The sequence below is a fragment of the Myroides injenensis M09-0166 genome (assembly GCF_000246945.1).
Lineage (GTDB): Bacteria > Bacteroidota > Bacteroidia > Flavobacteriales > Flavobacteriaceae > Flavobacterium > Flavobacterium injenense.
Genome location: NZ_BAEX01000056.1, coordinates 1 through 24057 on the forward strand (window position 1 = coordinate 1; position 24057 = coordinate 24057).

General features: G+C 30.0%; 25 protein-coding genes, 1 tRNA gene and 2 other RNA genes. 14 read left to right on the forward strand and 14 right to left on the reverse strand.

Annotated elements, in window-relative coordinates:
• Positions 1 to 47 precede the first annotated feature (47 nt).
• A complete protein-coding gene (locus tag RH98_RS09915) occupies positions 48 to 1145 on the reverse strand; it encodes a glutaminyl-peptide cyclotransferase (RefSeq protein WP_010253967.1) in 1098 nt (365 codons plus the stop codon).
• Between the two features lie 88 nt (positions 1146 to 1233).
• Here RH98_RS09915 and ffs (RH98_RS15450) point away from each other — a divergent pair.
• Positions 1234 to 1332: signal recognition particle sRNA small type (gene ffs / locus RH98_RS15450), an RNA gene on the forward strand.
• A 404-nt stretch (positions 1333 to 1736) separates the two neighbouring features.
• Positions 1737 to 1835, forward strand: an RNA gene (ffs, locus tag RH98_RS15455) — signal recognition particle sRNA small type.
• Positions 1836 to 1882: 47 nt separating this feature from the next.
• Here ffs (RH98_RS15455) and RH98_RS09920 read toward each other — a convergent pair.
• Entirely contained in the window at positions 1883 to 2314 is a 432-nt protein-coding gene (locus RH98_RS09920) for a GNAT family N-acetyltransferase (protein ID WP_010253970.1), read from the reverse strand.
• 256 nt (positions 2315 to 2570) lie between these two features.
• Here RH98_RS09920 and RH98_RS09925 point away from each other — a divergent pair.
• The 4 genes from RH98_RS09925 to RH98_RS09940 all read left to right on the forward strand — a co-directional run bounded on the left by RH98_RS09925 (position 2571) and on the right by RH98_RS09940 (position 4690).
• Positions 2571 to 2655: transfer RNA gene (locus tag RH98_RS09925), tRNA-Ser, on the forward strand.
• A gap of 211 nt (positions 2656 to 2866) precedes the next feature.
• Complete coding sequence (locus tag RH98_RS09930) at positions 2867 to 3241, forward strand: hypothetical protein (protein ID WP_010253972.1); 375 nt, start codon at positions 2867 to 2869, stop codon at positions 3239 to 3241.
• A gap of 5 nt (positions 3242 to 3246) precedes the next feature.
• On the forward strand, positions 3247 to 3699 hold the full coding sequence (locus RH98_RS09935) for a hypothetical protein (protein ID WP_010253975.1): 453 nt from the start codon (positions 3247 to 3249) through the stop codon (positions 3697 to 3699).
• 202 nt (positions 3700 to 3901) lie between these two features.
• Entirely contained in the window at positions 3902 to 4690 is a 789-nt protein-coding gene (locus tag RH98_RS09940) for a hypothetical protein (protein WP_010253977.1), read from the forward strand.
• Positions 4691 to 5133: 443 nt separating this feature from the next.
• Here the strand turns inward: RH98_RS09940 and RH98_RS09945 are convergent, their stop codons facing one another.
• Together RH98_RS09945 and RH98_RS09950 are read right to left on the reverse strand one after the other, a co-directional pair.
• The gene (locus tag RH98_RS09945; RefSeq protein WP_010253979.1) at positions 5134 to 5604 is read right to left on the reverse strand and encodes a JAB domain-containing protein; all 471 of its coding nucleotides are present in this window, start codon (positions 5602 to 5604) and stop codon (positions 5134 to 5136) included.
• A 185-nt stretch (positions 5605 to 5789) separates the two neighbouring features.
• Positions 5790 to 7460, reverse strand: coding sequence for a hypothetical protein (locus RH98_RS09950; protein ID WP_010253981.1), 1671 nt, complete (start codon positions 7458 to 7460; stop codon positions 5790 to 5792).
• A gap of 322 nt (positions 7461 to 7782) precedes the next feature.
• On the opposite strand from RH98_RS09950, the gene RH98_RS09955 reads away from it, so the two are divergent.
• Entirely contained in the window at positions 7783 to 8310 is a 528-nt protein-coding gene (locus RH98_RS09955; protein ID WP_010253982.1) for a hypothetical protein, read from the forward strand.
• A 2-nt stretch (positions 8311 to 8312) separates the two neighbouring features.
• On the forward strand, positions 8313 to 8855 hold the full coding sequence (locus tag RH98_RS09960) for a hypothetical protein (RefSeq protein WP_010253984.1): 543 nt from the start codon (positions 8313 to 8315) through the stop codon (positions 8853 to 8855).
• Between the two features lie 85 nt (positions 8856 to 8940).
• Here the strand turns inward: RH98_RS09960 and RH98_RS09965 are convergent, their stop codons facing one another.
• The 7 genes from RH98_RS09965 to RH98_RS09995 all read right to left on the reverse strand — a co-directional run bounded on the left by RH98_RS09965 (position 8941) and on the right by RH98_RS09995 (position 13923).
• Positions 8941 to 9339: a helix-turn-helix domain-containing protein gene (locus tag RH98_RS09965; protein ID WP_010253987.1), complete on the reverse strand. Its 399-nt coding sequence runs from the start codon at positions 9337 to 9339 to the stop codon at positions 8941 to 8943.
• Between the two features lie 113 nt (positions 9340 to 9452).
• On the reverse strand, positions 9453 to 9800 hold the full coding sequence (locus RH98_RS09970; protein WP_010253989.1) for a hypothetical protein: 348 nt from the start codon (positions 9798 to 9800) through the stop codon (positions 9453 to 9455).
• 2 nt (positions 9801 to 9802) lie between these two features.
• Positions 9803 to 10729, reverse strand: coding sequence for a relaxase/mobilization nuclease domain-containing protein (locus tag RH98_RS09975; RefSeq protein WP_010253991.1), 927 nt, complete (start codon positions 10727 to 10729; stop codon positions 9803 to 9805).
• A 1-nt stretch (position 10730) separates the two neighbouring features.
• The gene (locus RH98_RS09980; RefSeq protein WP_026038842.1) at positions 10731 to 11030 is read right to left on the reverse strand and encodes a plasmid mobilization protein; all 300 of its coding nucleotides are present in this window, start codon (positions 11028 to 11030) and stop codon (positions 10731 to 10733) included.
• Positions 11031 to 11207: 177 nt separating this feature from the next.
• Entirely contained in the window at positions 11208 to 12095 is an 888-nt protein-coding gene (locus RH98_RS09985) for a DUF8464 domain-containing protein (RefSeq protein WP_010253995.1), read from the reverse strand.
• Between the two features lie 229 nt (positions 12096 to 12324).
• Complete coding sequence (locus RH98_RS09990; protein WP_010253997.1) at positions 12325 to 13557, reverse strand: primase-helicase family protein; 1233 nt, start codon at positions 13555 to 13557, stop codon at positions 12325 to 12327.
• Between the two features lie 66 nt (positions 13558 to 13623).
• Entirely contained in the window at positions 13624 to 13923 is a 300-nt protein-coding gene (locus tag RH98_RS09995) for a DUF3853 family protein (protein ID WP_010253998.1), read from the reverse strand.
• 283 nt (positions 13924 to 14206) lie between these two features.
• Here RH98_RS09995 and RH98_RS10000 point away from each other — a divergent pair, with 283 nt between their 5' ends.
• Complete coding sequence (locus RH98_RS10000; protein WP_010254000.1) at positions 14207 to 15229, forward strand: hypothetical protein; 1023 nt, start codon at positions 14207 to 14209, stop codon at positions 15227 to 15229.
• Between the two features lie 11 nt (positions 15230 to 15240).
• Here the strand turns inward: RH98_RS10000 and RH98_RS10005 are convergent, their stop codons facing one another.
• The 3 genes from RH98_RS10005 to RH98_RS10015 all read right to left on the reverse strand — a co-directional run bounded on the left by RH98_RS10005 (position 15241) and on the right by RH98_RS10015 (position 18183).
• A complete protein-coding gene (locus tag RH98_RS10005) occupies positions 15241 to 16128 on the reverse strand; it encodes a hypothetical protein (protein WP_010254002.1) in 888 nt (295 codons plus the stop codon).
• Entirely contained in the window at positions 16125 to 17396 is a 1272-nt protein-coding gene (locus RH98_RS10010; RefSeq protein ID WP_010254003.1) for a site-specific integrase, read from the reverse strand. The genes RH98_RS10005 and RH98_RS10010 overlap by 4 nt, the downstream gene beginning before the upstream one ends.
• A gap of 211 nt (positions 17397 to 17607) precedes the next feature.
• Positions 17608 to 18183: a transposase gene (locus tag RH98_RS10015; RefSeq protein ID WP_081498623.1), complete on the reverse strand. Its 576-nt coding sequence runs from the start codon at positions 18181 to 18183 to the stop codon at positions 17608 to 17610.
• Between the two features lie 474 nt (positions 18184 to 18657).
• Here RH98_RS10015 and RH98_RS10020 point away from each other — a divergent pair, with 474 nt between their 5' ends.
• The 5 genes from RH98_RS10020 to RH98_RS16050 all read left to right on the forward strand — a co-directional run bounded on the left by RH98_RS10020 (position 18658) and on the right by RH98_RS16050 (position 23573).
• A complete protein-coding gene (locus RH98_RS10020; RefSeq protein ID WP_010254009.1) occupies positions 18658 to 18966 on the forward strand; it encodes a YkvA family protein in 309 nt (102 codons plus the stop codon).
• A gap of 21 nt (positions 18967 to 18987) precedes the next feature.
• A complete protein-coding gene (locus RH98_RS10025; RefSeq protein WP_010254012.1) occupies positions 18988 to 19953 on the forward strand; it encodes a vWA domain-containing protein in 966 nt (321 codons plus the stop codon).
• A 2-nt stretch (positions 19954 to 19955) separates the two neighbouring features.
• Entirely contained in the window at positions 19956 to 21113 is a 1158-nt protein-coding gene (locus tag RH98_RS15910) for a hypothetical protein (protein ID WP_010254015.1), read from the forward strand.
• A gap of 499 nt (positions 21114 to 21612) precedes the next feature.
• On the forward strand, positions 21613 to 22464 hold the full coding sequence (locus RH98_RS16045; protein ID WP_237717526.1) for a hypothetical protein: 852 nt from the start codon (positions 21613 to 21615) through the stop codon (positions 22462 to 22464).
• Positions 22465 to 22577: 113 nt separating this feature from the next.
• On the forward strand, positions 22578 to 23573 hold the full coding sequence (locus RH98_RS16050; RefSeq protein ID WP_237717527.1) for a S41 family peptidase: 996 nt from the start codon (positions 22578 to 22580) through the stop codon (positions 23571 to 23573).
• Positions 23574 to 24057: the final 484 nt, after the last annotated feature.

Genomic DNA, 24057 nt, shown 5'->3' on the forward strand with positions numbered 1-24057 from the left:
ACACGTAGTATGATTGAGATATCAATCAGCGTTTTTTTATGTTTCATTTATTCAATTACTTGTATTTCGAACATTTTATCCCAGTTTTTCCCAGTGACAAAAAATGTTTTGCTTGAAGGATTATAAGCTATACCATTAAATACATCTCTATCTGCGTGATAAGTAGTCTTGTTTAATAGTGCATCTTGGAAATTTATTAAAGACTCTATTGCTCCCGTATTTGGATTTATAACTACAATAAAGTTTTCGCCATATACATTAGCGTATATTTTACCATCTACCCATTCTAATTCATTAATATATTGAAGTGGACCTGCATGGCTATATACATTGATATGATCAATTTCTTCAAATGTTTCAGGATCTACTTTGTAAATCTTTTCCGTTCCATTAGTCATATATAAATAAGTACCATCGTTAGTAACTCCCCAACCTTCCATGTTCTTAAAGTACTTAAACGTTTTTTCTTTTTCGAAAGTTTCAAGATTATAACGATAAGCTTCGTTATTTTGGTAAGTTAATTGGTAAAGTTTATTGTTTAAGATAGTACATCCTTCACCAAAAATTTCCATAGGTAATTTATGTATTCTAGTTATTTTTCCTGTTTTAGGATCTAGCTGACGTATGCTTGAAACTCCTTTTTTACCAGTTCCACCAGTTAAAGAAGAGCCACCACCTTCTCCGTTACCTGTGCTTTCATAAAGTTCGCCGTTATGAAACTCTAACCCTTGAGTATAAGCCTCTTGGTCGTGAGGATAAATATTGACTAAATTGTACATTAAAGTTTTAGGTCTATTAGGTGCTGCGATTTCTATTCCTATATTTAATTCTTTAGTATTATTATCCGCATAAGCGATTGCTTTAAGAGAAACTTTACCTAGTTTTTCTTTAGATAAGCTGTAAGTTAGTAAATCATTACTCTTTACAGATCCAATTCTTTTATCATTTAAAAAATAAGCGACAGAGTCTAATTGCGCATCTTGACTTGTTTTTAATTGAAGATTTAAGTTGTCATTACCCTGATAAAGCTGTTTTAATTGACTTGTATCAATAGAAATAACACTTTTTTCTAAATTTTTTTTATTAGAACAGCCTATAAAAGCAACGCCTAAGATTAACGGAATTAGAATGTTATATTTTTTCATTACTAGTATTAATTTTATTACAAGATACAAATCTAATGAGAATAGTTCAAAAAGCTTGGAAAAATATAAAATGGTAGTATATTTGCAGTGGCAAGTCCTACACGACCAGCTCCTGCAGACTCCTCCAGGGTGGGAACGCAGCAAAGGTAAGCGGTTGTAGCGGTGCGATGTAGGTAGCTTGCCTATTTTTTTATTATCTCCTTTATGGAGTATTTTTTTGTTTATAGACGTCTTGTAAATTAGTTAGGTGATTTTCAAAATATTCTTTTTTATATTTTTTCAGTTTCATTTAGTTTAATTGATTACCTATTTACTTAATATTTAGTTATAGTGTTTTTTAAAGTATTAAAGTAGTTCTAGTTTATGCTAATAATTAATGTCTATCAGCTATTATTTAGATAAGGGTTAAAACTATTATTTGGTATAATTGTTATGTAGTGGTAGAGAGTAGCGTACTAATTTAAAATATTTATAAAAAAAAGTTAGATATAACTTATTGAACGATAAAAGTATAAGTTGCTTTGTTATTGTATTATTACAATAAGAAGAGTTCTCAGTTTGGAAAAATATAAAATGATAGTATATTTGCAGTGGCAAGTCCTACACGACCAGCTCCTGCAGACTCCTCCAGGGTGGGAACGCAGCAAAGGTAAGCGGTTGTAGCGGTGCGATGTAGGTAGCTTGCCATTTTTTATTATCTCCTTTATGGAGATTTTTTTGTTTATAGACGTATTATGTTATGATTGTAATGCTAGATGTAGAATAGGGTAGTCCTTACCTTGATCATCTTTTTCTGAACGCGCTACTTGCTTAAATCCGCTATGTAAATAAAAGCCTACGGCTTGTTGATTTTGTTCGTTTACATCAACTTTTTTAATTCCTTTTTCGCTGATGGCATAGTCTAACAATTTTTTGCCAATTCCTCTTCCACGATAATCATTATGAATAAAAAGCATCTCTAGGTTATCTTCTGATAGTCCCATAAAGCCTATTAATATTCCTTCTGTATTTGTATATCCTAGTAGTTCTACATATTGAAAATAGGTGGGAATATTTTCTTTATAGTAGTTAAAATCTTCCTCATGTAAGAAATCATGAGTGTGAAGTACTGCGCTCTCCCATATTTGCATTAGTCTAGGATAATCTGATGATTTGAGTTTCTGTATCATTTTTTAAGTAGAGTATCAATTTTAAGGATATCTAAGGATTACAATATTTAGTAATCTTTACAAGATTCAACAAAACTACAATGCTCATTTCAAATATTTAAAAATAAATAATATTTTTTTAAAGAGTAAAAATATCATTGTGAATAAGTTAAGTGCTATAGGTGTTTTTATGTGTGAAAAAAATTTAGCAAAGCCTTGTTTGGTGAAGGATTTGTACTATATTTGCACTCGCAATACAGAACGAAAGAGTTCGACTGGAGAAATGGCAGAGTGGTCGAATGCGGCGGTCTTGAAAACCGTTGACTGTAACAGGTCCGGGGGTTCGAATCCCTCTTTCTCCGCAGTTTACCTTGATTATAAGGTAATTACAAGTATAACACCCAATTTTACACCCAAAAATGTAAAGTTGGGTTTTTTTATGTCTTTTATTTTAGATACATTAGCGTTAGAGTATACTAAATCCTGATGTAGATGATATCTCAAGAAACTATACTTTATTTTGTTTCGTCAAAAATGAATTTTAACTTTAATTGTAAATGAGCTGCTATATAAATGAGTAATATTGAAAATCAAAATCTTCGAGATACAACTTATGTGAATGGAGATCCTTATACAAATCCTACTATTAGCATTTTGCAAGAGGTTTATAAACTAGAAAAATATGAATTTGATAAAATAATTAATGGTAAATCATATTTAAGCGAAGCTAAAAATTTGCTAATAGGAATTTGTTTAGCATTATTTATCAATATGTTTGCAAAATTTATTGGTAACAAAATTGACCCAAAAATTGCATTTGATAATTGGGAAGTTTATGCATTTCTAATATCATTAGGATTTTTAATTTTGATAGGTATATGCGATTATTTTTTTCCTTCAAAAAGAAAAAAAATAATAAAAGTAATTAAATCACATTTTAATATTTAGTGATTATGAATAAAGATTTAGAAATAGAAAAGTATCCATACAATATTAGTAAATTAGAAAAATTAACTGTTTGTTCTAATATACTAATTGGAGGAGGAGATTTAGTGAAAATTGAAAATTTTGTTCCTTTAGTGATAGGAAATGGTCAAGTTCCTAAAATATGGCTTACAATAAAGTTAGCAAATAATATTATTCAAATAGTCAAAGAAAACTACAGTGAAAATAAACAAATAAAAATTGTTACTGATAATACACAAAGAGAAATTAGAATATATGCCGAAAACCAAAATTTAATTTCAGCGAAGATAATTAGAGACAATGAATGTGTAGTTAATCAATTAGACTTACGCCCTATTGGTTTGAATATATTTGGTAATGAGAAAGAATTAAATATAGCTAATAGTAAGTTGTCTGGTAATAGTTTTACAGGTCCGAAATTTTTAATAGGAATAGACTAATACTACCACAGTTAACATCATCTTTACACAATACTGGCTTAGTCTAAAATTTGAAATTTCGGCTTTTACTCTAAGTTGCACTGAATTAAAAACAAAATTTTCAATTCTCTCAACTTCGTAAAGTTCAGGTGTATTAGTTGATATGTTTTCCAAAGTAGATGTTTAAGAGAAATTATAAAGTTTTATTTAACAATCACACTTTATGTCAGATCAAAGAGATATACCGTTACCAATTCAGAGAGAAGTTAGACAAAGATGTGGTTTTGGATGTGTTATATGTGGGTTTCCAATTTATGAATATGAGCACATGTTAGAATGGGCAGAAGTAAAAAGACATATTGCATCTGAAATTACTTTACTATGTGACAGACATCATAGGGAAAAAACATCAGGTTTATTACCCAAAGAAATAGTTATTAATGCAAATGACATGCCCTATAATATAATTAATAAGGTTTCTAGCCCTTATAACTTGTGTTTTTATGGAAACCAAGCTGAAATAGTTATTGGAAATATAAGCTTTGTTGCGGAGGATAAAGGGTATGGAACAGAAATTGTACCTTTATTAATTGATAGTACACCAATAATAGGTATCATATTAGCTGATAACCATTTTCTATTGAATTTAGTGATTTTTGATGAGTATAATAAGCTTATTCTACATATAAGAAATAATGAGCTTAAGTATAAAGTTGATGTATGGGATATTAATCTAGTTGCTAGAACATTAACTATAAGACAAGCGTTAAGGAATATACTGATAGAAATAGAGTTTATAACACCAAACAAGGTTTTTATTAAAAGAGGAAGATTTCTATGTAATGGAGTAGAATTCATAATAAGTGAAAAAGAAGGACTACTCCTTAATAATAATAAAATTGGATTTTCAGATATTACCTTAATCTCTCAAATAGGAATTATAGTTGGAGAAAATAGAGCTGGATTACCTAGTATATTTGGTATTGAGAATGTTAAAAGATATGGTAGGTAATTTGTAATACATTAAGAATATTGACAAAATCACAAAAATAATTCTTAATTTTTGTGATTTTATTTTGGTAATTTGTATTATTGTTGACACATAAGTTAAAGAGCAGTTGTAATTAGAAAAAAAAATCAATCCTATCAAGTACAACAAGCTTTCAGAACTAACAGTCTTATGAATCTTTAAAAGCTCCTCATTATTTTTTATTATCTCTTGATTAAACTCTTCAAAGATCTTCCGTAAGCGTTGTCGTTGTTCTTTTTCTATCTGTCGTAACTCAGCAACAGTTACAGTTACTTTGATTTTTTTTGAGTACATATGTATTTACTTACATAGATATGTTTATATAGTTGTAAATTATTACTTATATAATCACGCGTATAAAAACACAAAGCATTAAAACTGTAAAAGTATTTTTACAGCTTTAATACTTCAAAAAACAAAGGCACCTATAAGGTGCCTTCATCTGCAAAAGAGTAGTAACTCTCTGTGGTTATAATTAAATGATCTAAGAGATTAATATCAAGTAGTTTACTTGCTTCTTTAATCTTTCTTGTGATTTGTATATCAGCATCACTTGGAACTAGTTTTCCAGACGGATGATTGTGTACAATCAAAAATGCTGTTGCATTCGCTTTTAATAGAGCTGAGAAGATGATTCTTAAATCTACTATTGTTCCTGTTATTCCTCCTGAGGAAACTTCTAATACTCCAAGTACTTTGTTGTTGTTTGAAAGCATAAGAACTTTAAATTGTTCTAATAATTCAATCTTATTACTATCCCAAGCCTTTAATGCAACTTGATATGCACTGTAAGAAGATGTAATCTGAGGTCTCTGTGAAGCCTTTACTTTTGATTTGTAAATCAATTCTACTTCTGATGCGATAAGCCATTCTGTGTTTAAAACTGTAGCTTCCATAATATTAAATTTTTAAATTAATTATGGAGCCACAATTGGTAATGGCTTAGCGAGCGCAAGAAGCAACGCAATAAAGCGAAGACTTTCGTCAAGCATTTATGGGGGAATTTCTTGCTAGCGAACCGCTAGGCATTGCCTAACTTTGTGCAACTATTAATAAAAATAAACCTATAAATCATTGTATCTTAATCTTTAGTCTGATAACACTCTTTAGCAAAAGAATATAGTCTACCGATGAAATAATAAACTTTGCTCCATTGGTCTTCTGTATATTTAACCGTAGGGTATTTGATATTAGGATAATTTCTAAGGCATGTGTAATTCTCAAATAGCATTTCTTTTATTTCCTTGTTGCAGTCAATAACAAGACCTAATTCGGGAGCATACCATTGAATTAAACGCCATAGGTAACTTGTAGTATGCACTTGTGGCATAAAATCCATTTTAGCAAAGAGTATAGCCATTGAAAGTTGCTGTAAGGCATACTTATAGAAAATTATATCCGCATCGCTCTGACAGTCTTCTATTTGATAACTGAGCCTTTTTACAATTGGTTTGACCATTGCTTTACACTCTGACCAAAACTTTAGTTTAAGTTCGCTTATAGGAAAAGTTTCTAAATCTGGATTCTCTGCTATTAGAGGCTCTCCAATCCACAGCTTATCCTCTGTGAGGTTTTGTTTAAAAAAAGAATGGTAAACAGGTATATGTAAATGCCAATTTGATTTTTTTATTAAGATTGTGGTTACATCAACTAAATCTTCAGTATGAAAAGAAACGTATTGTCTTATATTTCCCTCTTCATTGATGTGCAACGTCTCAACACTTGCTATTAATAGTAGATGTAGTTTATAGGGAGTTGGCGGCTCAGAACTTAAGAGTATCTGCTCATTAGCTCTTCTTTTTATTAGATAAAATGACTTCACCTTTTTATATTTCTCTAAAGCCTTTCTTGCTCTTTCCTCAAGAGCCTCTTGTATTTCCGTTATTTGTTCTGGGCTATCTAATGATAGTAATTTTTGTTTGTTTACTATGTATCTATACTTACTTAGTATTCGATGTGGTATTTCTATGTACATAGCTTCTAAAAAATACTGTGCTATGTTAAGGAAATATCCTATTGTTAGTTGTTTTTTGGGTTCTGTCTGTTCAGTAATTTTCTTTGGTTTTAGCTCTTCTCTAAATAATGAAACCATATCTTCTGCATAAAAGTCAAAGTCTTCTTCAAAAACATCTTGAACAGGATAGCAATGAGTAAACACAAAATTTAGAAAAGAAGCATTACTATACTGAATACTCCCTGATAGTATAGGTTGAACTCTTTCTTTTGTATCTTGTATTACTTGTTTTATACCAAGCATAGCAGATTGTTCATTTATAAGATTAGTTTTCAACTCCTTTTTTAAGGACTTTAAAAACTTAGTATTTCTTTTGTAATGCTTAGCAAACCATTTAGAAATATATTTTTCAAAATCATTTTCTTTCTGTTTGGATTGATGCAAACTAAACAAAGGTTCGGCATCAAGTAAAGAACCATAAGTGAGATTTTCTTTTTGGAAATTTAATATTGAATACATTATATTCTGAAAAGAATCAGATTGATAAAAATCTTTGATACATAAGCAATAAATATTTACTTGGTAGTGATTAATCCCTTTAGTAATCCATTTGCTTTTACGAATATAATTTAGTTCATCAATATCGTAAAAACAAAGGGTAATAATAGGATGATTGAGCAAGTTATTCTGTGAATAAAAAATAAATCCCACTAATTTTTTTTTGATTAATTCTTCAAGTTCATGTTTTAGTTCGCTTGATAATTTTAAGCTTTCAAGCTTGTTAATGATTGATTTCATAATTACCGTATTTAAGGTTAACAACTGCAATTTCCTACCTTGATTTAAGGTAATCTATTCAATTAAAAGATATTATAGTTTGTGATGCGAATAGTATATCTTCTACAAAAAGTTCATTTTTATGAATCTAAAAAATTATAAAGAAAGTATTATTTGATTTGGGATGATACGCATATTCATCGATTTAATGACTTGCATTGTTGAACTAAATACTGATCAAGATAATACTCAGGCTGATTAAATGCATATTTTATCCCTGATATAGAATAGTTTACCAATATGTAAGAAGGTACTTTTATATAAACCTTAAAAAACTTGAATTATGAAAGCAATCAAAATCCCCTTAGAATCACATTTGTGGACAAGAGAGGGTATTCTCTGTCCATATAGAATTATTAAAGAAATGTTTTCTGTCTATCGCTTAGAAGACTACAAGAATGCATTAAACGAATATTCATACTATGTATTAGAAATAAAAAAACGGTATGAGGGAACAGCTGGAGATATGGTATATAGATTTTTTATTCTCCATTCTGTATTTAGAGCATGTTATACTATTTTCAAAAATCCTAAAGAGTTTGAAAAACGGAATCTAACTATCAAGAAAACTGATGATATTGATGATTTCTACTTAGGCTCTCTCACATTAGAAGAATACTTAAATCCGTATATGACCTTCAAGAATATCTTTACAATGGTTACTGTAGAAGATTTAGATTATCTATCAGCGGATTATATACAAGATGCTTTAAAAGAAAAACAAATTTTTGAAGTGCACTACCAAATTCCTCCAATCTATTTATATAAGCTACTAGATGCTTGTTGGTTAATTTATAAAAGACTACAATAATTATGAAAACATACGATTTTACTTTAGAATCTCATTTATGGACAAAAGAAGATATCGAGTGTCCTTATGAGCTATTAGCGTGGTTAACTGATCTTGCACACATAGATTATTTTCAAGAACAGATTAGAAATTATTGTTGGTATCTACTTAGTGATAAAATGTATGATAAGACTAAGGCATCAGAAGTTATTTTTGATTTAACCGTTTTACAATCCTTGTTTAAAGCAAGCTACCGAATTTTTTTGAACCCCAATGATTTTAGAGCTAAAGAGCTTATTGTTTCAGATGTGTCTGAAGAAGACCTACAAGAAATGAAATACATAAGTGAACAAGAGTTTAAAAATCCATACTTAGTATTCGAAAGCATTTTTGAACAGTTCGCATTAGATACTATAACGAACTCTTTTTTCAATTTAGTTTTAGCTACAATGGCTAATACTGCATCCAACAAGGAGTATGACAATGCTGTATCAATGCTTGTTTATCACAGATTATTAGAAGCTTGTCTGTTGATACAAGTACGTGATACGGCTAGTTATCGATAAATCTTTAGCTAAAAACGAAAAAAGGTAGAATACCATCCATAGTAATTCTACCTTTTTTTCCTGTTATATTGATATAAACTAATGTTTACTTACTTTGAATCAACTTCTCTAAACGATTCATCATTTGATCTTTCTCTTTTAGCATACGCTCATATAAAGCGATTTTTTCATTATGTAATTGTACAATTGTCTCAATAGGGTTAATATTACAATTATAATTTTGAACTGAATGATCGTGGAATGTATTTGAGATAATATTTAGAACTTGATCTGAATCAAAGTTTTCAATAGCTTCAACAGGTACTTTAAGTACCTTAGAAATCTGTTGTAGTAATGAATTATCAATCACTTCTTTCTGTTCAAGTAAAGATATCTTCTTTTGATTCCAATCCTCTCCCAAATCAAAAGCAAGAACTTCTTGTTTGATTCCAAGCATTTCTCTAAAACGCTTTACATTTCTTCCTTGGTGTACTTTATGTTCCATAATTAATAGCTGAGTTAAGAAGGCTCATAAGATAAAGCCATTGATTTAAAAAAGATTGAATCGTAAAGTTACACAAAAAACTAATATTTGAAATACTTCACCTAACAATGTTGCTATTTCAGTTTGTATATGCACAAACAAGCAACCAAGAAAAAGAAAATATTAAGCAGTACTAAGTACAGAATCTTCTTTGAGTTAATAGATTTATTTACTTTGTAATGCTGTTCATTAATAGCCTGTAATCTAATACAAAAATGATTCAGATAAGAGTGAAGCCGTTCTGTCTGTTCTTCCTCTACTTTTTTAAGTTCAGACACGTTTACTTTCACTTCAATATTCTTTATCCTTTTAGATAGCTCCGTTTGCTGAGCGATATTTTGCTTCATTGTTTCTTGCAAGTAAACTACTTGCTTAAAGAGTAGCTCAGTGAGTTCTGTAAGTGTAGGTTGTTTCTTTGCCATAGTTAAAGTTTTAGTATTTGTGTTTGTTTTCGTTTTTTCTTTTTAGTCATATCAGGAATATATTCTTCATAGTGATTGCTGTGGGAGTTTAGAAAACTAAACAGACTCACTGTATTGGTACTCCAATTCTCAAATGAAATCTGTGTACCTTGATCTTTGAACAGAACAGTGTGAAACAAATCATCACTTCGTTTGGGAGTGTTATTTTCAAATAGTTCATTGAGTTTTATATTTCGGTCAACCTCACTTGCTTTTAAGTTTGTATTAGTGGGTAAGTGAATAAATCGATATCCTTGAATGTTGCCTTGTTTGTTTACACTTGGATTCACCTCTATTTGATGCATCCGCATCATATCAATATACTGTTGTAAACTTTTAGGGTGCTCTTTTAAAACAAAGTAATGCGCTTTTTTAATCTCTTGGGCTACTTGTTTCTGATTAGTCTTTACTTGCTCTTTCTTGTTTTCATTCTCCTGTCTTATAGAAACCCAACCGTACTTTAAAGCTATCTCATGAGCAATGCGTTGGGCTTGAAATCCGATATAATTATCCTTAAGTGCCTTACCGTTTTCATCAATGCGATTAGCGAGTATATGAATGTGTTTATGCTCTTTTTCCGTGTGGATGTAAGCAATGTATTGCGCGCTTTTTGGATCTAACTTTAAACCAACTAAAAAATCATGGACAAGATTGTTTAAATCTTTATCAGTCATCTTCTTGCTATCTGCGATAGTAGGAGAAATAACAACGGAGATTGTATTGTTTTTACAACGTGAGTTTTGATTTTGCAAAATCTGCATCGTTTGAAACATATCTTTCGGAGCTTCCCCCGAAAGATTGTTTCTAACAAGCTCATAGCCCTTGTTTGGATTAATCACATAATTAAAAAGAGCTGTCCCTCCAATACACGTTTTTGCTTTAGCTATCATATTACTTTAGTTTTTGAAGATGAGATCTAATTAAGTTTGCTGTTTCAACAGTAATTTCTTTCACTTGGGTAGTATCACCAAGTTTAAACAGGTTGCCAATTCTTCTAAAGTTATCAGCAAACTTATTTAGTAGTTTGTAAACCTCAATCTCATCTTGTGTTAGTTTATAACTCAAAGAATACCCCAAAGCTGTACTGCGTATATATTCTGAAACGCTACAGCCAATTTTCTCTGCTTTGTTTTTTATAAGCAGAGATTCCGTTAGGGTAACTCTAAATTCTATTTTGTGTTCTCTTTTCATCATCTTACCAATTTTGCGACCTTCGGGAGAAAAACGAGTGGTCTTTGTTCCGATTCAAATTTTCAATTTGTAAGGACAAAGACACATCTCGATAATTAGGACGTCAAATCACAGTGCATAATCCACAGGTCAAATCACCTTTTCGGAGTACACAAGTCAAATAACATCCTATACTTCTCACTCCGAATTGTCTGGGTTAATCGTTAGTAAATAATCATTTAAGTCTTTGTACTTTTGATACAATAAGCGTCCATCAACAACATTATTTCCATAAGCATCAAGCACTTTATCAGTAGCTAAATCACCTGCTTTATCATTGTCAAAAAGACAGACAATTGATTCATATTTAATTTTATCAGACTTATACAGATAAGTATTAAACTCAGTCTGTAGTGTACTATTTAGCGTTGTAACCGAATTGAGCACGATATAATCAAATCGGTATTCTGCATTTGGGTAGAGAGTCAGAAAGCTTATAAAATCACTCCAAGATTCTAAAAGGACAACCTTCTTAGAATTATTACAGATATAAGAAACAGCTTTAGAGCCTAAACACATCTTTACATACTTGTTTCGAAGCTCGTATCCATCTACATTATTTTTAAACCCAATGGCGTAATACGATTTATCATTCAAAGTATAGTGTATCTCTTTACAATACTTTTTAAGCATTCTAACACATAGTTTTCTATTTTTAGTATATTGTATAAGATAAGGGTTAACTATCTCTGTAACGGCTGTTATTTCATAATTCTTTTCACTTTGTGGGGGGATGTTAAAAACAGTCGGCTGAACAAATGAAAAAACATTGTTGTCTAAAATGCTCAAAGCGGATTTTAGATCACAATTATTATAACGCATCACAAAATCGAGCGTTGTTCCGCCAGTACCTTCTCCAAAATCATAATAGAGGTTTTTGACTAAGTTGACTTTAAATGAAGGTGTTTTTTCTTGTCTAAACGGACTGATATACCACCAACTTTCACTGGCTATTCTCTTGGGGCTATAACCTAATTTTTCAAGTAGGTCAATTATTCTTATTTGTTTGGCTGTATCGCAATTCATAGTCTTTTGGGTTAAAGGGTTAAAAGTGTGTTTTATTTGATGCAATGATGCAGAAAGAGTATATCTAATTGAAATTCAATTAAGTACTTTGCATCAGTCTTGCATCAGTCTTGCATCACTGCATCAAACTGATTTTGTTTTCTGCATCACTCTTGCATCAAATAAGGTCTTTTTATAGTTTGATGCAGAGTTTGATGCAAGTCAAATTATTGTTTATCAGTTGTTTAATCTATTCTTGCATCAAAGCATCAAATGTTTTATAGAAAAAAGGTTTTTCTATGGTATAATACCGTCCTCTGCGTTCTACTTTTACAAACTCTCCATGAGATAAAAGTTCTATTCCTTGATAAGATTTGGTGTTATCTTCTGGAGTGAAATCCCACTTTTTTAAAGTCTTTCTTATTTCACTTGCAGAGATGAATAACCTTGGGTTTATTTTTCGAAGCAAAAGCAGTATATCATTTGGAGCAATACATAGTATTTGCTCGCCTATCTTCTCAAAACAAAGGTGTATGAGTTCTATCATAGCTACTTCAACTTTGTTTTTACTAATTAGCTTTAACAATGACTCGGTGAGTATCTGCTTGGGTGTAAACCACATTCGTGTTTTTTGCTTCGACTCTAAAGGTCTTAGAAGCAAAAACGCAATGAAATATGGTATTTCACTTTTGAGCTTATTTACAAAAAAGACATCTTCTGATTCAATGGGCTTAATCTTTCGGATCCAAAACCTAATTTCTTCTTCATCTATTTGAATAAAGTTGTCCTCGTTGTTTGAGCACAAGATAAACTTGGCAAAGAACTCAATCTCTTGTCTGTCTTTTCCCTTGGCTTCCACTTTGTCTTTATCGGTGGTGGAGAGATACTTTAGGCGTTCAGTGATTTCTTTTCTGTCAAAGAAGACCTCGTCTATAGCTACAAGTAACATACTTGCCCAATCGGCATTGAATTGAGAGCTAAAGGAATCTCCTTTGATGTAGGTCATATTAAGCCCAAAGATTGTCTTAAGCCACTTAATAAAGGAACTCTTACCTGTTGCTCTTTCTTTGCTGACCAAACAAAGTATAGGCAAAGGCTGTGTTGGCTGTTCGTATAACAGCTTTAGATAGTCTAAACCGTAGAGATACTGCTCACCGAAGATGTGCTTTACAAAGTGTAAAGAATTGGGTATGTTGTTCTCTAATTGCTGTAAACTCAACTTTTCTTCACTTGGCTTTATTGGAAGTTCATGATAGGTATTGTAAAAGTTATCTACTAAGAGCTGATAGTTTAGATGATCAGGAATACAGCAGAACCCATCTAGTTTTAAAATGTTTTCCAAGTAGGACTTTCCGTGATCCGACACAATAGTTTCACGGTTCCAACGAACCCTTACTTTAACTTTATCGCCCGATATTAACGGTTTTTCGATAATTTTAAAATAAGAAGTTCCTACTCGGATATAAGGTATATCTAAGGACATAATACTTCTTGATTTAAATTAATTGATTATAATTCTTACAAAGGATGTTTTGTAGTAGTTATCCTTTTACTTCTTTGAAAAGAGTTCTAATGCCAGCTCGGCATCTACAATGATCTTTCTACCATACTGCAAGATTGCACTTTTGATTTTACCATCTTTTTTTATTTTGTTGGCAGTAGATATACTGCAACCAAATAATTCAGCTATACCTCGTATTCCATAAACGTAACGTTTACTAAGAGTCTCTTTTGATTGGTTGGTAGTAGAATTTGGTGATTCGTTTATAGCTACTTCTTTTAATAAGTTTAATAGCTCTTGCCCCGTCATTTGCCAAACAGGCTTTTCTTTTAATTCGTTTAAATACATGTTATAAAGTTTTTTAGGTTGTACAATTGCTTTGTTCGAACATTGTAAAACTACCTATCAAACTCTGTGACAGTATGTGATAAATGGAATTGTAATTAAACACAAAGTCTTGATAATAAATACATTGTATTTAATTAAATATTTAATGTGTGATTTTAAATACCTTGTTTTTTTAAAGTAGACTTTAAACCACCCTAATAGATTAATATCGATTCTATTTATTAGTAGATTTGCTTTTTCAAAAGAGTAAATTGTTTTTATAAAATAAAGATATCAGATAGTAATGGATAAGATAAAAGATAAAATAAAGGAATACTGGAAAGATCCTGTTTGGAGTAAAGTAATCGCATCTGGAGTACTTGCGGTTTTAGGAGGGTTATTTTATTTGATGAAGAAAATTATTTTAAGTATTTCATTAAAAGAAATTTATGAATCAATAAGAACTTTCTTGTTGATTAGAATAGAAATATCTATGTGGATTTTTTTATTAACATCTCTCGTTTTAATAATATTAATTATAAACTATCTTCTTTTATTTTTATCTAATGTAAAGAAAAAAATATTTTATAAAGAAAATAGTATAAAAGAAGAAAGACCTAATGCATCAGAACCTTCAACGACTTTATTTTCATCCAGGATGGCCAAAACTTTTCCCGGATTAAGAGGATTAGAATGGTTTAATAGTCCTTCAGAATCAACCAATAGACTACAAATGTTGCTACAAAACCCTTTAACATATAAAAATGGTACACTTAATTGTGAAAGTGACCCAATTTGGTGGTTTAGAGGGACTTCTTCATTCTTTATAAGTAAATTTAATAAAATAGGGAGAAGTAAAGTTTTAATGGATATTAGTCAGTTAAAAATAAAAAAAATTGCAGCATATCATGGAGACTCATATTTTAGAGACTTTGTCTATGTAGAAACTTCTGCTGAACTTCCTACTGGGGTGAGAGAAATTTCAAAGGAAGAAATTCAAAAGTATATCAAAGAATTTGGTTACTATCAAGAGGAGTATGGATTAATAAAGTATTTACTATTTTGGAAAAAACCAATAAAAAGAGAACACTATGAGGATGGAGCAACTAAAGTATGGGGTAAAATAATAGACGCAAGTGATGCTGAACTTCGTATTAGATACCTATCTAAGTATAATTTTATCATTGCAGCTAAAGGCTCTCCTTATAATTCAAGAAAATTTGAAGATGAATCCAAATACTATCTTGATGGATTATTAACAAATGAAGTTGACTTTGATGAGTTTTTTACTTTTCTTAAAACATTTAAAAAAAAGGAATATTATTAATTTAAAGTATTTTAATATAGCTTCGTTCTATGCCCATAAGACTTAATTGTATTCACATTTAAATTAAGCTCACTACAAACAAATTCTCTCCAATGGTCTTTAATTTGTTTATCAACCTTATCTGTATATGGCTTTAACTCTTTAGCAAACTTGGTTACTTGTTTAAAAGATTGAGTAAAGGGAGTTTTAGGTTTTCTTCTATTTAAAATTAGATAGAAATCTTCAAAACTCAAATCATTAGTTGTGAAGCATTGCATCAAGATACACTCTTCATAAAGAAGGTTAACTTGCATACTTGTAAAAATATCATCGTCTAAGTTTAATCGTTCCTCTGGAAAGTAGGTTGTAATCCAACCTTTGGTTTTACTGATATGACTTTTAAACAAACTATAATAGTCCGTTAGCAGATGAGTATTCTCTTTTTCGAATAGGAACTTTTCATTTCTAATTTTCTCTAGTTCATTTTTAAAGTATTCAATATCTACTTCATTAAGATTCTTAGGCGCTTCTAAAGGAATTTCTCTTTCTTGTACATGTTTTAAATCTTCAATGGCAAGTTTAATCTTGTCATCAAAAAAATGTGATATATAAACCTTGTGATATAGCTTATATAAATCTAAGCTTTGTATCTGAGTATTATACTCTTCAAACAGTAAATTAAGCTTGTCTATAATTGAAACGATGTTGTATAAAACTCCTTTTGAGAAGTTGTTATTTCTAAGCTCAATGAGCAAAACTTCAAAATCGATTGAATCAAGTTCTTTATAAACGATAGTATAAGATTCTTGCTTATAACATTGCCAAATATCATTAACGAATTTATCTGTTTTTAGCTCATTTAAAAGCCTATCTAATAATTTAGAGTACTGACTTAGCTTAATGGAAGTTATATCGCTCATATCGTATCAAATTTAGTCATTGCATTAGCTTTGATTGTATCGGCTACATCAATATACGGTTTCATAGATTTATAATCAGAATGTCCTGTCCATTTCATTACTACTTGTACAGGTATTCCCAAAGATAAAGCAGTACATATAAAGGTTCTTCTTCCTACGTGAGTACTAAGATGTTCATGTTTAGGTTTTACTTCATCAATTCGTTTATTTCCCTGATAATATGTTTCTCTAATAGGCTCATCTATCCCAGCTTCTTGACCAAGTGTTTTAACATAGTCATTCATCTTTTGATTAGAGATAACAGGTAGTGCTTTATCATCTTCAAAAGGTACATCTTTATATTTATCTAAAATAGCTCGACTGTGTTTATTTAGTTCCACTCGTAGAAGATCGTTTGTTTTCTTGGTTACAAACTCAATTACATCATTGTTAATGTCCTGTTTGGTAAGATTATAAGCATCTGAATATCTAAGTCCCGTATAGCAACAAAAAAGAAGTACATCACGCACTCTGTCTAAATAAGGTTTGTCACTTAAGTCTTTTGCCTTGATTTTCTCTAGTTCTTCTTGAGTCAAGAAAATGATACGCTTAGAGGTTTCCTTAAGCTTGGGTTTAAAGCTTTCAAAGTTATATGCAATAGTGTAGTTGTTACTTCTACACCATTTTAAAAACCACTTTAAAAAGCTAATCTGTTTTTCAATGGTGCTGTTTCTCATTAATTTCTTTTCTCTAAGAAAGGTAACGTAATCAAGGAGTACTTTCTCATTGATATCAGAAAACTGAAAATTACTCTTAAAGTTACTTAGATGCGAACGAACTGTGTTAAACTTGGTGTAGGTAGCATCAGTCCAATCGTTGCGTTTACCACTACTTTTTACAAACTCATCAAAAGCAGTAAAGAGATTCTTTTCTGTAGCAGATATTGTTTGTTTATCTGAGTATCGTTTTACTTCATCTTTAAAGATTTCAAAAGAAGGCATCTCATTCTTTAGCTCAAACTCTTTAAAGATTCTATCAATGATTGTAGATAGTTCACTAATTGCAGTGTTGATTTCTGATGAACTTTGTTTAAGTTTGTTGGTACAACCATTACGGACTCTTTCTTTTTGTTCATCCCATTTGGATGCATCAATTCGATAACCCGTAAAGAGCTCAACTCGTCCACCATTATACACAACACGAGCTCTGATAGGAACATTCTCAACTACAAGAATATTGTCCTTTTTTCTTTTTTCAATAGCGAAAGTTACTTTTCTTTTTATAGTCATAATGATAGGTATTTACACCCAAATATACACCCAATTTTTATACTATCATATACTATCTAATCACATTTTATAAAACACTCCATTTTTTAACTTATTGATATATAAGTAAATAATATTTAAAAGAAGTCTATTAATATATAGGTTATAATCCCTCTTTCTCCGCGAAATTATAAATAGTAACTTTTCAAAAGTTAGTAAAAAAGCACAAAACCTATGATTCACAATGAGTTATAGGTTTTTTCTTTTTTAGGGGTATCGCATTTTGTTCAAAAGTGGGGATCAAGTACAAAAGTTGGGAATCAGCTCTTTGTTTTTGATTAGTTGGCCATTTACTACAATCTCTTGTTAGTAAGTACCTACTTCTTATAAGTAGTTGTTTGGCTGTATCCCCATTATCAAACTCAATAGGTGTAAAGTGTGTACCTTCATTTTTAGTTTCTAATATTTGAGTGTTTTCGGCATCTAAAGCTATCCAGCGTTCTTGTACTCTAATATCTTGTACAGCTTCATTAACAAGTTTCTGTACGTGAAAACGGTCAGTTACCTGCACAGCATTGACAAAGCATTTAGTTACAATATTTTTCATAGAATTTGCCATATCAAGTGTAACTTCTTTAACCTTAGCTCTTGTTCTAGAGGATATTGTAAGAAGTCTTTGAACAATAGGTTCTATCTTAGTACCAGAGAATATAGCCACTAAGCTTCCTTTCTTTCCTTTGCTATATTTATTAGTGATAATGGTATATAGTTCACCTTTAGATAAAGCAGTTTCATCAATTGATCCGATAAAAGTTACAAAAACATAGAGTACAAATTGTCTTTAATGTTTACTCAAAAAAAATGGCAGTCTACCCTTTATTTATAGGACTTCAATAAGTGAAATAGTAATTTTAATTAAAGTTATATTATTAAGTGTTTTAAAAATAATATGTAAATCTGTATGATGTTCTTTTTTAAATCTTGATTAATTGTTGAAAATTGATAAAAATGAGGGTTAGTAAAGTTTTATTAAAATTAGATGGACTTTTTAATTGTAAAAAGAGAATAGTCTTTTTGCTTGTCCATTTTGACAGTGTACTAAATTATATTTGCCTTGCTGTTATTTAACTGCCAAGTTTTGTTAGAATAATTGTAGAGCTAGTATTATTTATTTTTTTGATGTTTCAGGAGGAAATTAAAGTATAAATATGAGCTTTTTTTTAAAAGTAGTTGATAAGTGAAATAAGGAGCGTCTTTTTTGAATAGATATAAAATCATTGATATGAATAAAGTGAAAGAAGAGAAAAATAATAAAGTAGGAGCTTTATTGGTAGGAGTTCTTGGAGTATTATATGGTATAAGCCCAATTGATTTAGTTCCAGATGTTATTCCTGTTGTTGGATGGTTGGATGATTTGGTGATAGCAGGAGGAGCAATTTTACATGTGATAGAGGCTTATTTGAAAGATTATAGTAATAGTCTTGCTAGTTTAGTTCGGATGGTAAAATGGTTAATTTGGATACTTGGTGGGCTATTAGTTCTAGTTTTAGCTCTTTTTGGGGTAGTTATTTTTTCTTTATTTGTGAATTAGATAGATAATAAAACGAAATTTATGAAAATAATATTACAGCGTTATATTTTGTTTTTTCTGTCAATTATGTATTGTACAGTAATATATGCACAAGTTGACAAATTGGAAAAAAGAATTTATTTGTTTGATGTTACTGCTTCGATGGAAGGGAGAGGGCAGGGAGGAACAGAAAATATATTTGAAGATGTTAAGCTTAGTTTGGTAAAAGCTCTTGAGAAAATTGAATCAAAAAACACAGAAATTGTTTTAATAACTTTTACTAATAAAGTTCATGAGAAAAAAACTTTCTTAATAGAAGAGATGGATAGTATTCGAAGTTATGTGAATAATTTACAAGTAAGAAAAGGTGATACAAATATTGCAGATGCTTGGCAAGCAGGTGAAGAAGAAGTAAATCCTGATAAATTGAATTATTTGTTTTTATTGACTGATGGAATTCATAATACTGGCCCAGAAAAAATAATATTGTATAACCAATTAAAAGCGTGGGAAGATTTTGCAGCTAAAAAATATTATTTTGGCTTTTATGTAATGTTGACTAAGGTTTCTGAGGATGAAGAGCTAGAAAAGACTATTAAAGACACTAAACAGCTTTATATTATTAAATCTCCCGATGTTGATATTACCTTTTTAGGAACGAGTTATGGGTGGAAAGCTAATATTAAAAATAACAAACATATTAAAATTCAGTATAAAAGAAATACCTCTACGGAGTTTACCTATAATCTAGATGTTAAAGCTACTTTAAATGATAATCCATATTATAGAATTAAAACAGTAAAGAATCTTTTAAATCATGATTTATCGTTGGTTTTAGAAATAGAAGAACTACTACCTTTGAAAGATTTGCCTCTTGAGGTTGACTTAACTTTTACTTTAGATTATGGAAAAGATGAACATCCATTATTATTTGTTATTCCAGAGCAAGTTAGGTTGAAGATACAAAACCGTGGAGTTAGAAAAATATTAATTAAAGAAAAAAAATAAAGATGAGGCAGACTTTATTACTAATATGCATAGGAATGTTATTTTTTGCTTGTAAAAATAAGACTCAAGAAAAATGGGAAAATTTTGATTTTGGTGTTAAGAAATTTGATGAGCCATTTTATTATTTACGTTCAAAACCTTCTTTTTTAGTAAAATCACTTCAGTACACTCCTAGTTGGTTTTTGACAGACACTATCTATCTTACAAAAACTATCGAAATAGAGTTTAATGAGGAGAGCGTAAGGTCAGGTTCAACAGCAGTTATTATGCTAGGGGACTCTCTAGGTAATATAATAGAAGGAATACAAGTTTATTACAATTCAGTTTTAGCTAAGAATAATCAGATTGAACTAAATGCTAGTTCAGTAGATAAACAGGATTTAGTTGTTGGATTGAAATTACTACCTGAATTTGGAAAACAAAAATTCAAGGGAGGTTTTTTTTTACTATCTGAGGATATTGATGAGTTTAATGATGTACCTACCATCTATGATTTAAACCAATTTGCAGATTGGTCTGCAGAACAAAAGATTGGTAGAACTTGGATGTTATGGTTAGTTTGGCTTCTTATTGCGCTCATTGTTGTTTGTATTTTATGGATGTGCGTTCATCTGTTAATTAGAATAATGAGTGCTTTAAGAATTAGAATTATAGATTCTTATCCGATAAGAAAGTATAGTAATAAAACAATAAGGACAAAAAAGAGGTTAAGAGAGCGAAAAGAAAAGAATCAAGAATTAGATCCAAATCGTCCATATCGAAGGAAAGAAATTGATTTTGTATTTGAGAAAGTAAAAGAAGAGATGCATCTCAAAGCGAAAAAAAAAGAAACTGGAAAAACGCTTTTTATTGATTGTTATACAAAGAAAAGGATTCAAGGTGGTGAAGCTTATGATTATGAACATATTCGTTCAGCTGAGTTTATATTTATGAAATATAGAGATCGTTTGACGAATGAGCAAATTGCTAAAGTTGTAAATTGTGAAGAGAATGTAAAAGTAACCCTACGTGCTATAAATCAATCAAAAGGAAAATATGCTTTTGAAGAATGGTGTACAAGAGAACGAATTATTAAATATGGTATTGATTTAAAATATGCAATAAAAAACGTTGCACTTGCCGATAAGGGAATTTTAAGAGCAGTGAAAAAATATGTATAAACTGTATTTTATAAGATTAAGTTTTTTTAAATTATAGGAGAACTAATGGATTTACAAGAGTTCATTTTTAACAATAATAAATTATAATTAAGTTTAAAATATTTAAATAGATTAGATTTAAAGAGAAGACTCGGTATATTAATAATCGACAAATATTATTCTTTTGTTAACAAAAACTGTTTGAATTTGACCATTATTCTTAATGTTTTGGAGGGGGAGGTAGTAAATGCATTAACCATAGTTAAGTTTGTTTAATATGACACAATTACTATTTAGTTATAATTAAATAAGAAAGGAAAAGTAAAGTATTATTTGTAAAGAGAGTAATTTATTTTATCTTCAATAATTTGATTTAAAGGTGTTTGTGTTTTTCTAACCTAATTCAATCTTATTATGATAAAGTTGATTCTAAAGTTTTTTATATTATTATTGCCATTTATCGTTTTTTCTCAAGAAAAAGAATCTGTTCTTTTTCAAAATTTGTATAAAAAAAAATCCATTGATAGGTACTTGGTATATTGAAAAAGGGAAATCAAATTATAATGTTATAATTGATACTTTGGATCGAAAAGAGAAGTCTATTTATATGAAATCTTCTGGTGACGATCATTCTTATTGTAACGTTTTAAATAATATTCCCAACGGTTATAAAGGAGATACTCTTGAGTTATCTACTTTGATAAAGAGTGAAAATATTGAACATGGGGATGCTAAAATAATGATTAATCTCTTAAAAAGAGGTAGATCAATCAATTATGCTCTATTAGATAGCTATCAGGTTACAGGGAGCACCGATTGGAAGAGGTATAGTGTTAGACTTTATTTAGATCCTGCAACTGATACTATTGTTATAGCTGCAGGGATGTCAGGACTAGGAGATGTTTGGTTTAAAGATTTTGTTGTAACACTAGATGGTGAAAATATTAAAAATCTCCCAAATATTGAAAAATTACCCCCAAGAGCTGAACTTGATCGTGAGTTTGATAATAGTTCTCAAATTAGATTTGAAAAGCTTGAAGATACCACTGTAAAGCGATTAGCTGAGTTATGCAAAGTTTGGGGAAAGTTGAAATATACTAATGCTAAAGTTACAAAGGGGGAGTATAATTGGGATTATGAGTTGTTTAGGATTATGCCTATTGTAGAGCAAGAAGATTTCTTAGAAAAGTTAGAAGAATGGAAACTTAGTTTTGGACTTGAGACTACTATAATACCTAAAGATCATTATTATCTTGATTTTTACCCAAATGTAGGTAATGTAATATTTGTCAATGAAAAAGAATATAAAGACATTAGCTTTAAAGATCATGGTTTTCGTCTGTTATCTTTATTTCGTATTGGAATGCAATAAAGTATTTTTTCCCCTATAAGAACCTTATTGTTAAGAACTGGAATGATGTTTTAGAACTATATATATATAAACTATTATCTAATAAGGATGAGTTAGCGTATAAAATGGATTTAATGATGTTAACTAAAGAGCTAGGAGATGGGCATTCCTTCTTTAATGCTAAAGGTGATACATTAATGAATAGTTTTTTGGGTATGAGAACTATCCCCATGAAAACTCAGTTTATAGAAAATAAACTTGTTGTAACAGAATTAATTAAAGGGAGAGAAGAGGAATATAGGGTTCGTATTGGAGATGAAATAAAAACTATTGGAGGAAGAGATGTCTTGGAGGTATTTAAAGAAAGAGAAAACTTTTTTCCTTCTTCTAATGAAAACACAAAACTTTTTAATACTATGCCTTTTATGTTAAGAACTAATAGTGAAGAATTAGCATTAGAATTACGAAATGGACAAAAGGAATTTACTGAAGTATTATCTACTGTCCATGTAAAAGATTTTAACTACTATGAAGGAGCTTTATCTTCTCACAAAGATATTGAAGAGAATATAGGATATATAAATATAGGAGCTCTTAAACAAGGTGAATTAAGTAGCATTATGGAGAGTTATAAAAACAAACAAGGTATTGTTATTGATTTTCGTCAATATCCAATGATTGATTTAGGAGAGTTGATGAAGTTTTTTACAAATAAAGGTGTTCCTTTTGTTAAATATAGTTTGCCAAATAAGTATAATTTAGGTAGTGAAAATTTATCTGATGAGAGCCTAACTTATGGTGATGCTAATCATTATTATTCTGGTAAAATATCTGTTTTAGTAGATGAAAATACTATGAGTGCAGGAGAGTTTTATACAATGGCTTTACAAACTTCTCCTAATGTAAAAGTGTTTGGAACACAAACTGCTGGTGCAGATGGAAATGTAAGTACCTTAATGCTGCCAGGTAATATACAGGTTATGTTTTCAGGTATTGGTATTTATTATCCAGACGGTTCTGAAACACAGAAAGTAGGTATAAAAATCGATGAATACGTTTGTCCAACTATTGAGGCTTTAAAAGAGAATAGAGATTTAATATTGGAAAAAGGAATTGAGAATCTACTTTAGCTTACTATAGAATTCTGTATAATACTACTTAGTAATAAATGTTGTTTTTGTACTTGATTACATCAAGATAAACAATGTTAAGCTTACTACTTAAAAATTAAAGTCCCTATAATTTATAGAGACTCTAATTTTTAATATTGTACTTGTTAAAGACGCAAGATAGGTAATTCAAAAATATGTATAGAGTGTATATCCACCTATTGTGACTTTCTATCAATAATACTAAAAGAAATTGAAATAGTGTTCATACCATTAATAATCTGAATGGTTATAGTGGATTTGAAGTGTTTTAATCTAGATTTATTTAATGTAGTATGTGATAATCCTGATTTTTTTACAATTTTAAAACATTATAAAAACGAACTTACTGTCATACTTTTATTGGTCGCAAACTGTAGTTAAAACTATGCACTTTAGAGCATTTAGCTTTCAGCTTCTAAAAATGTTTACCTTTGATATATGGAATATCAACGAATTGGAGGAC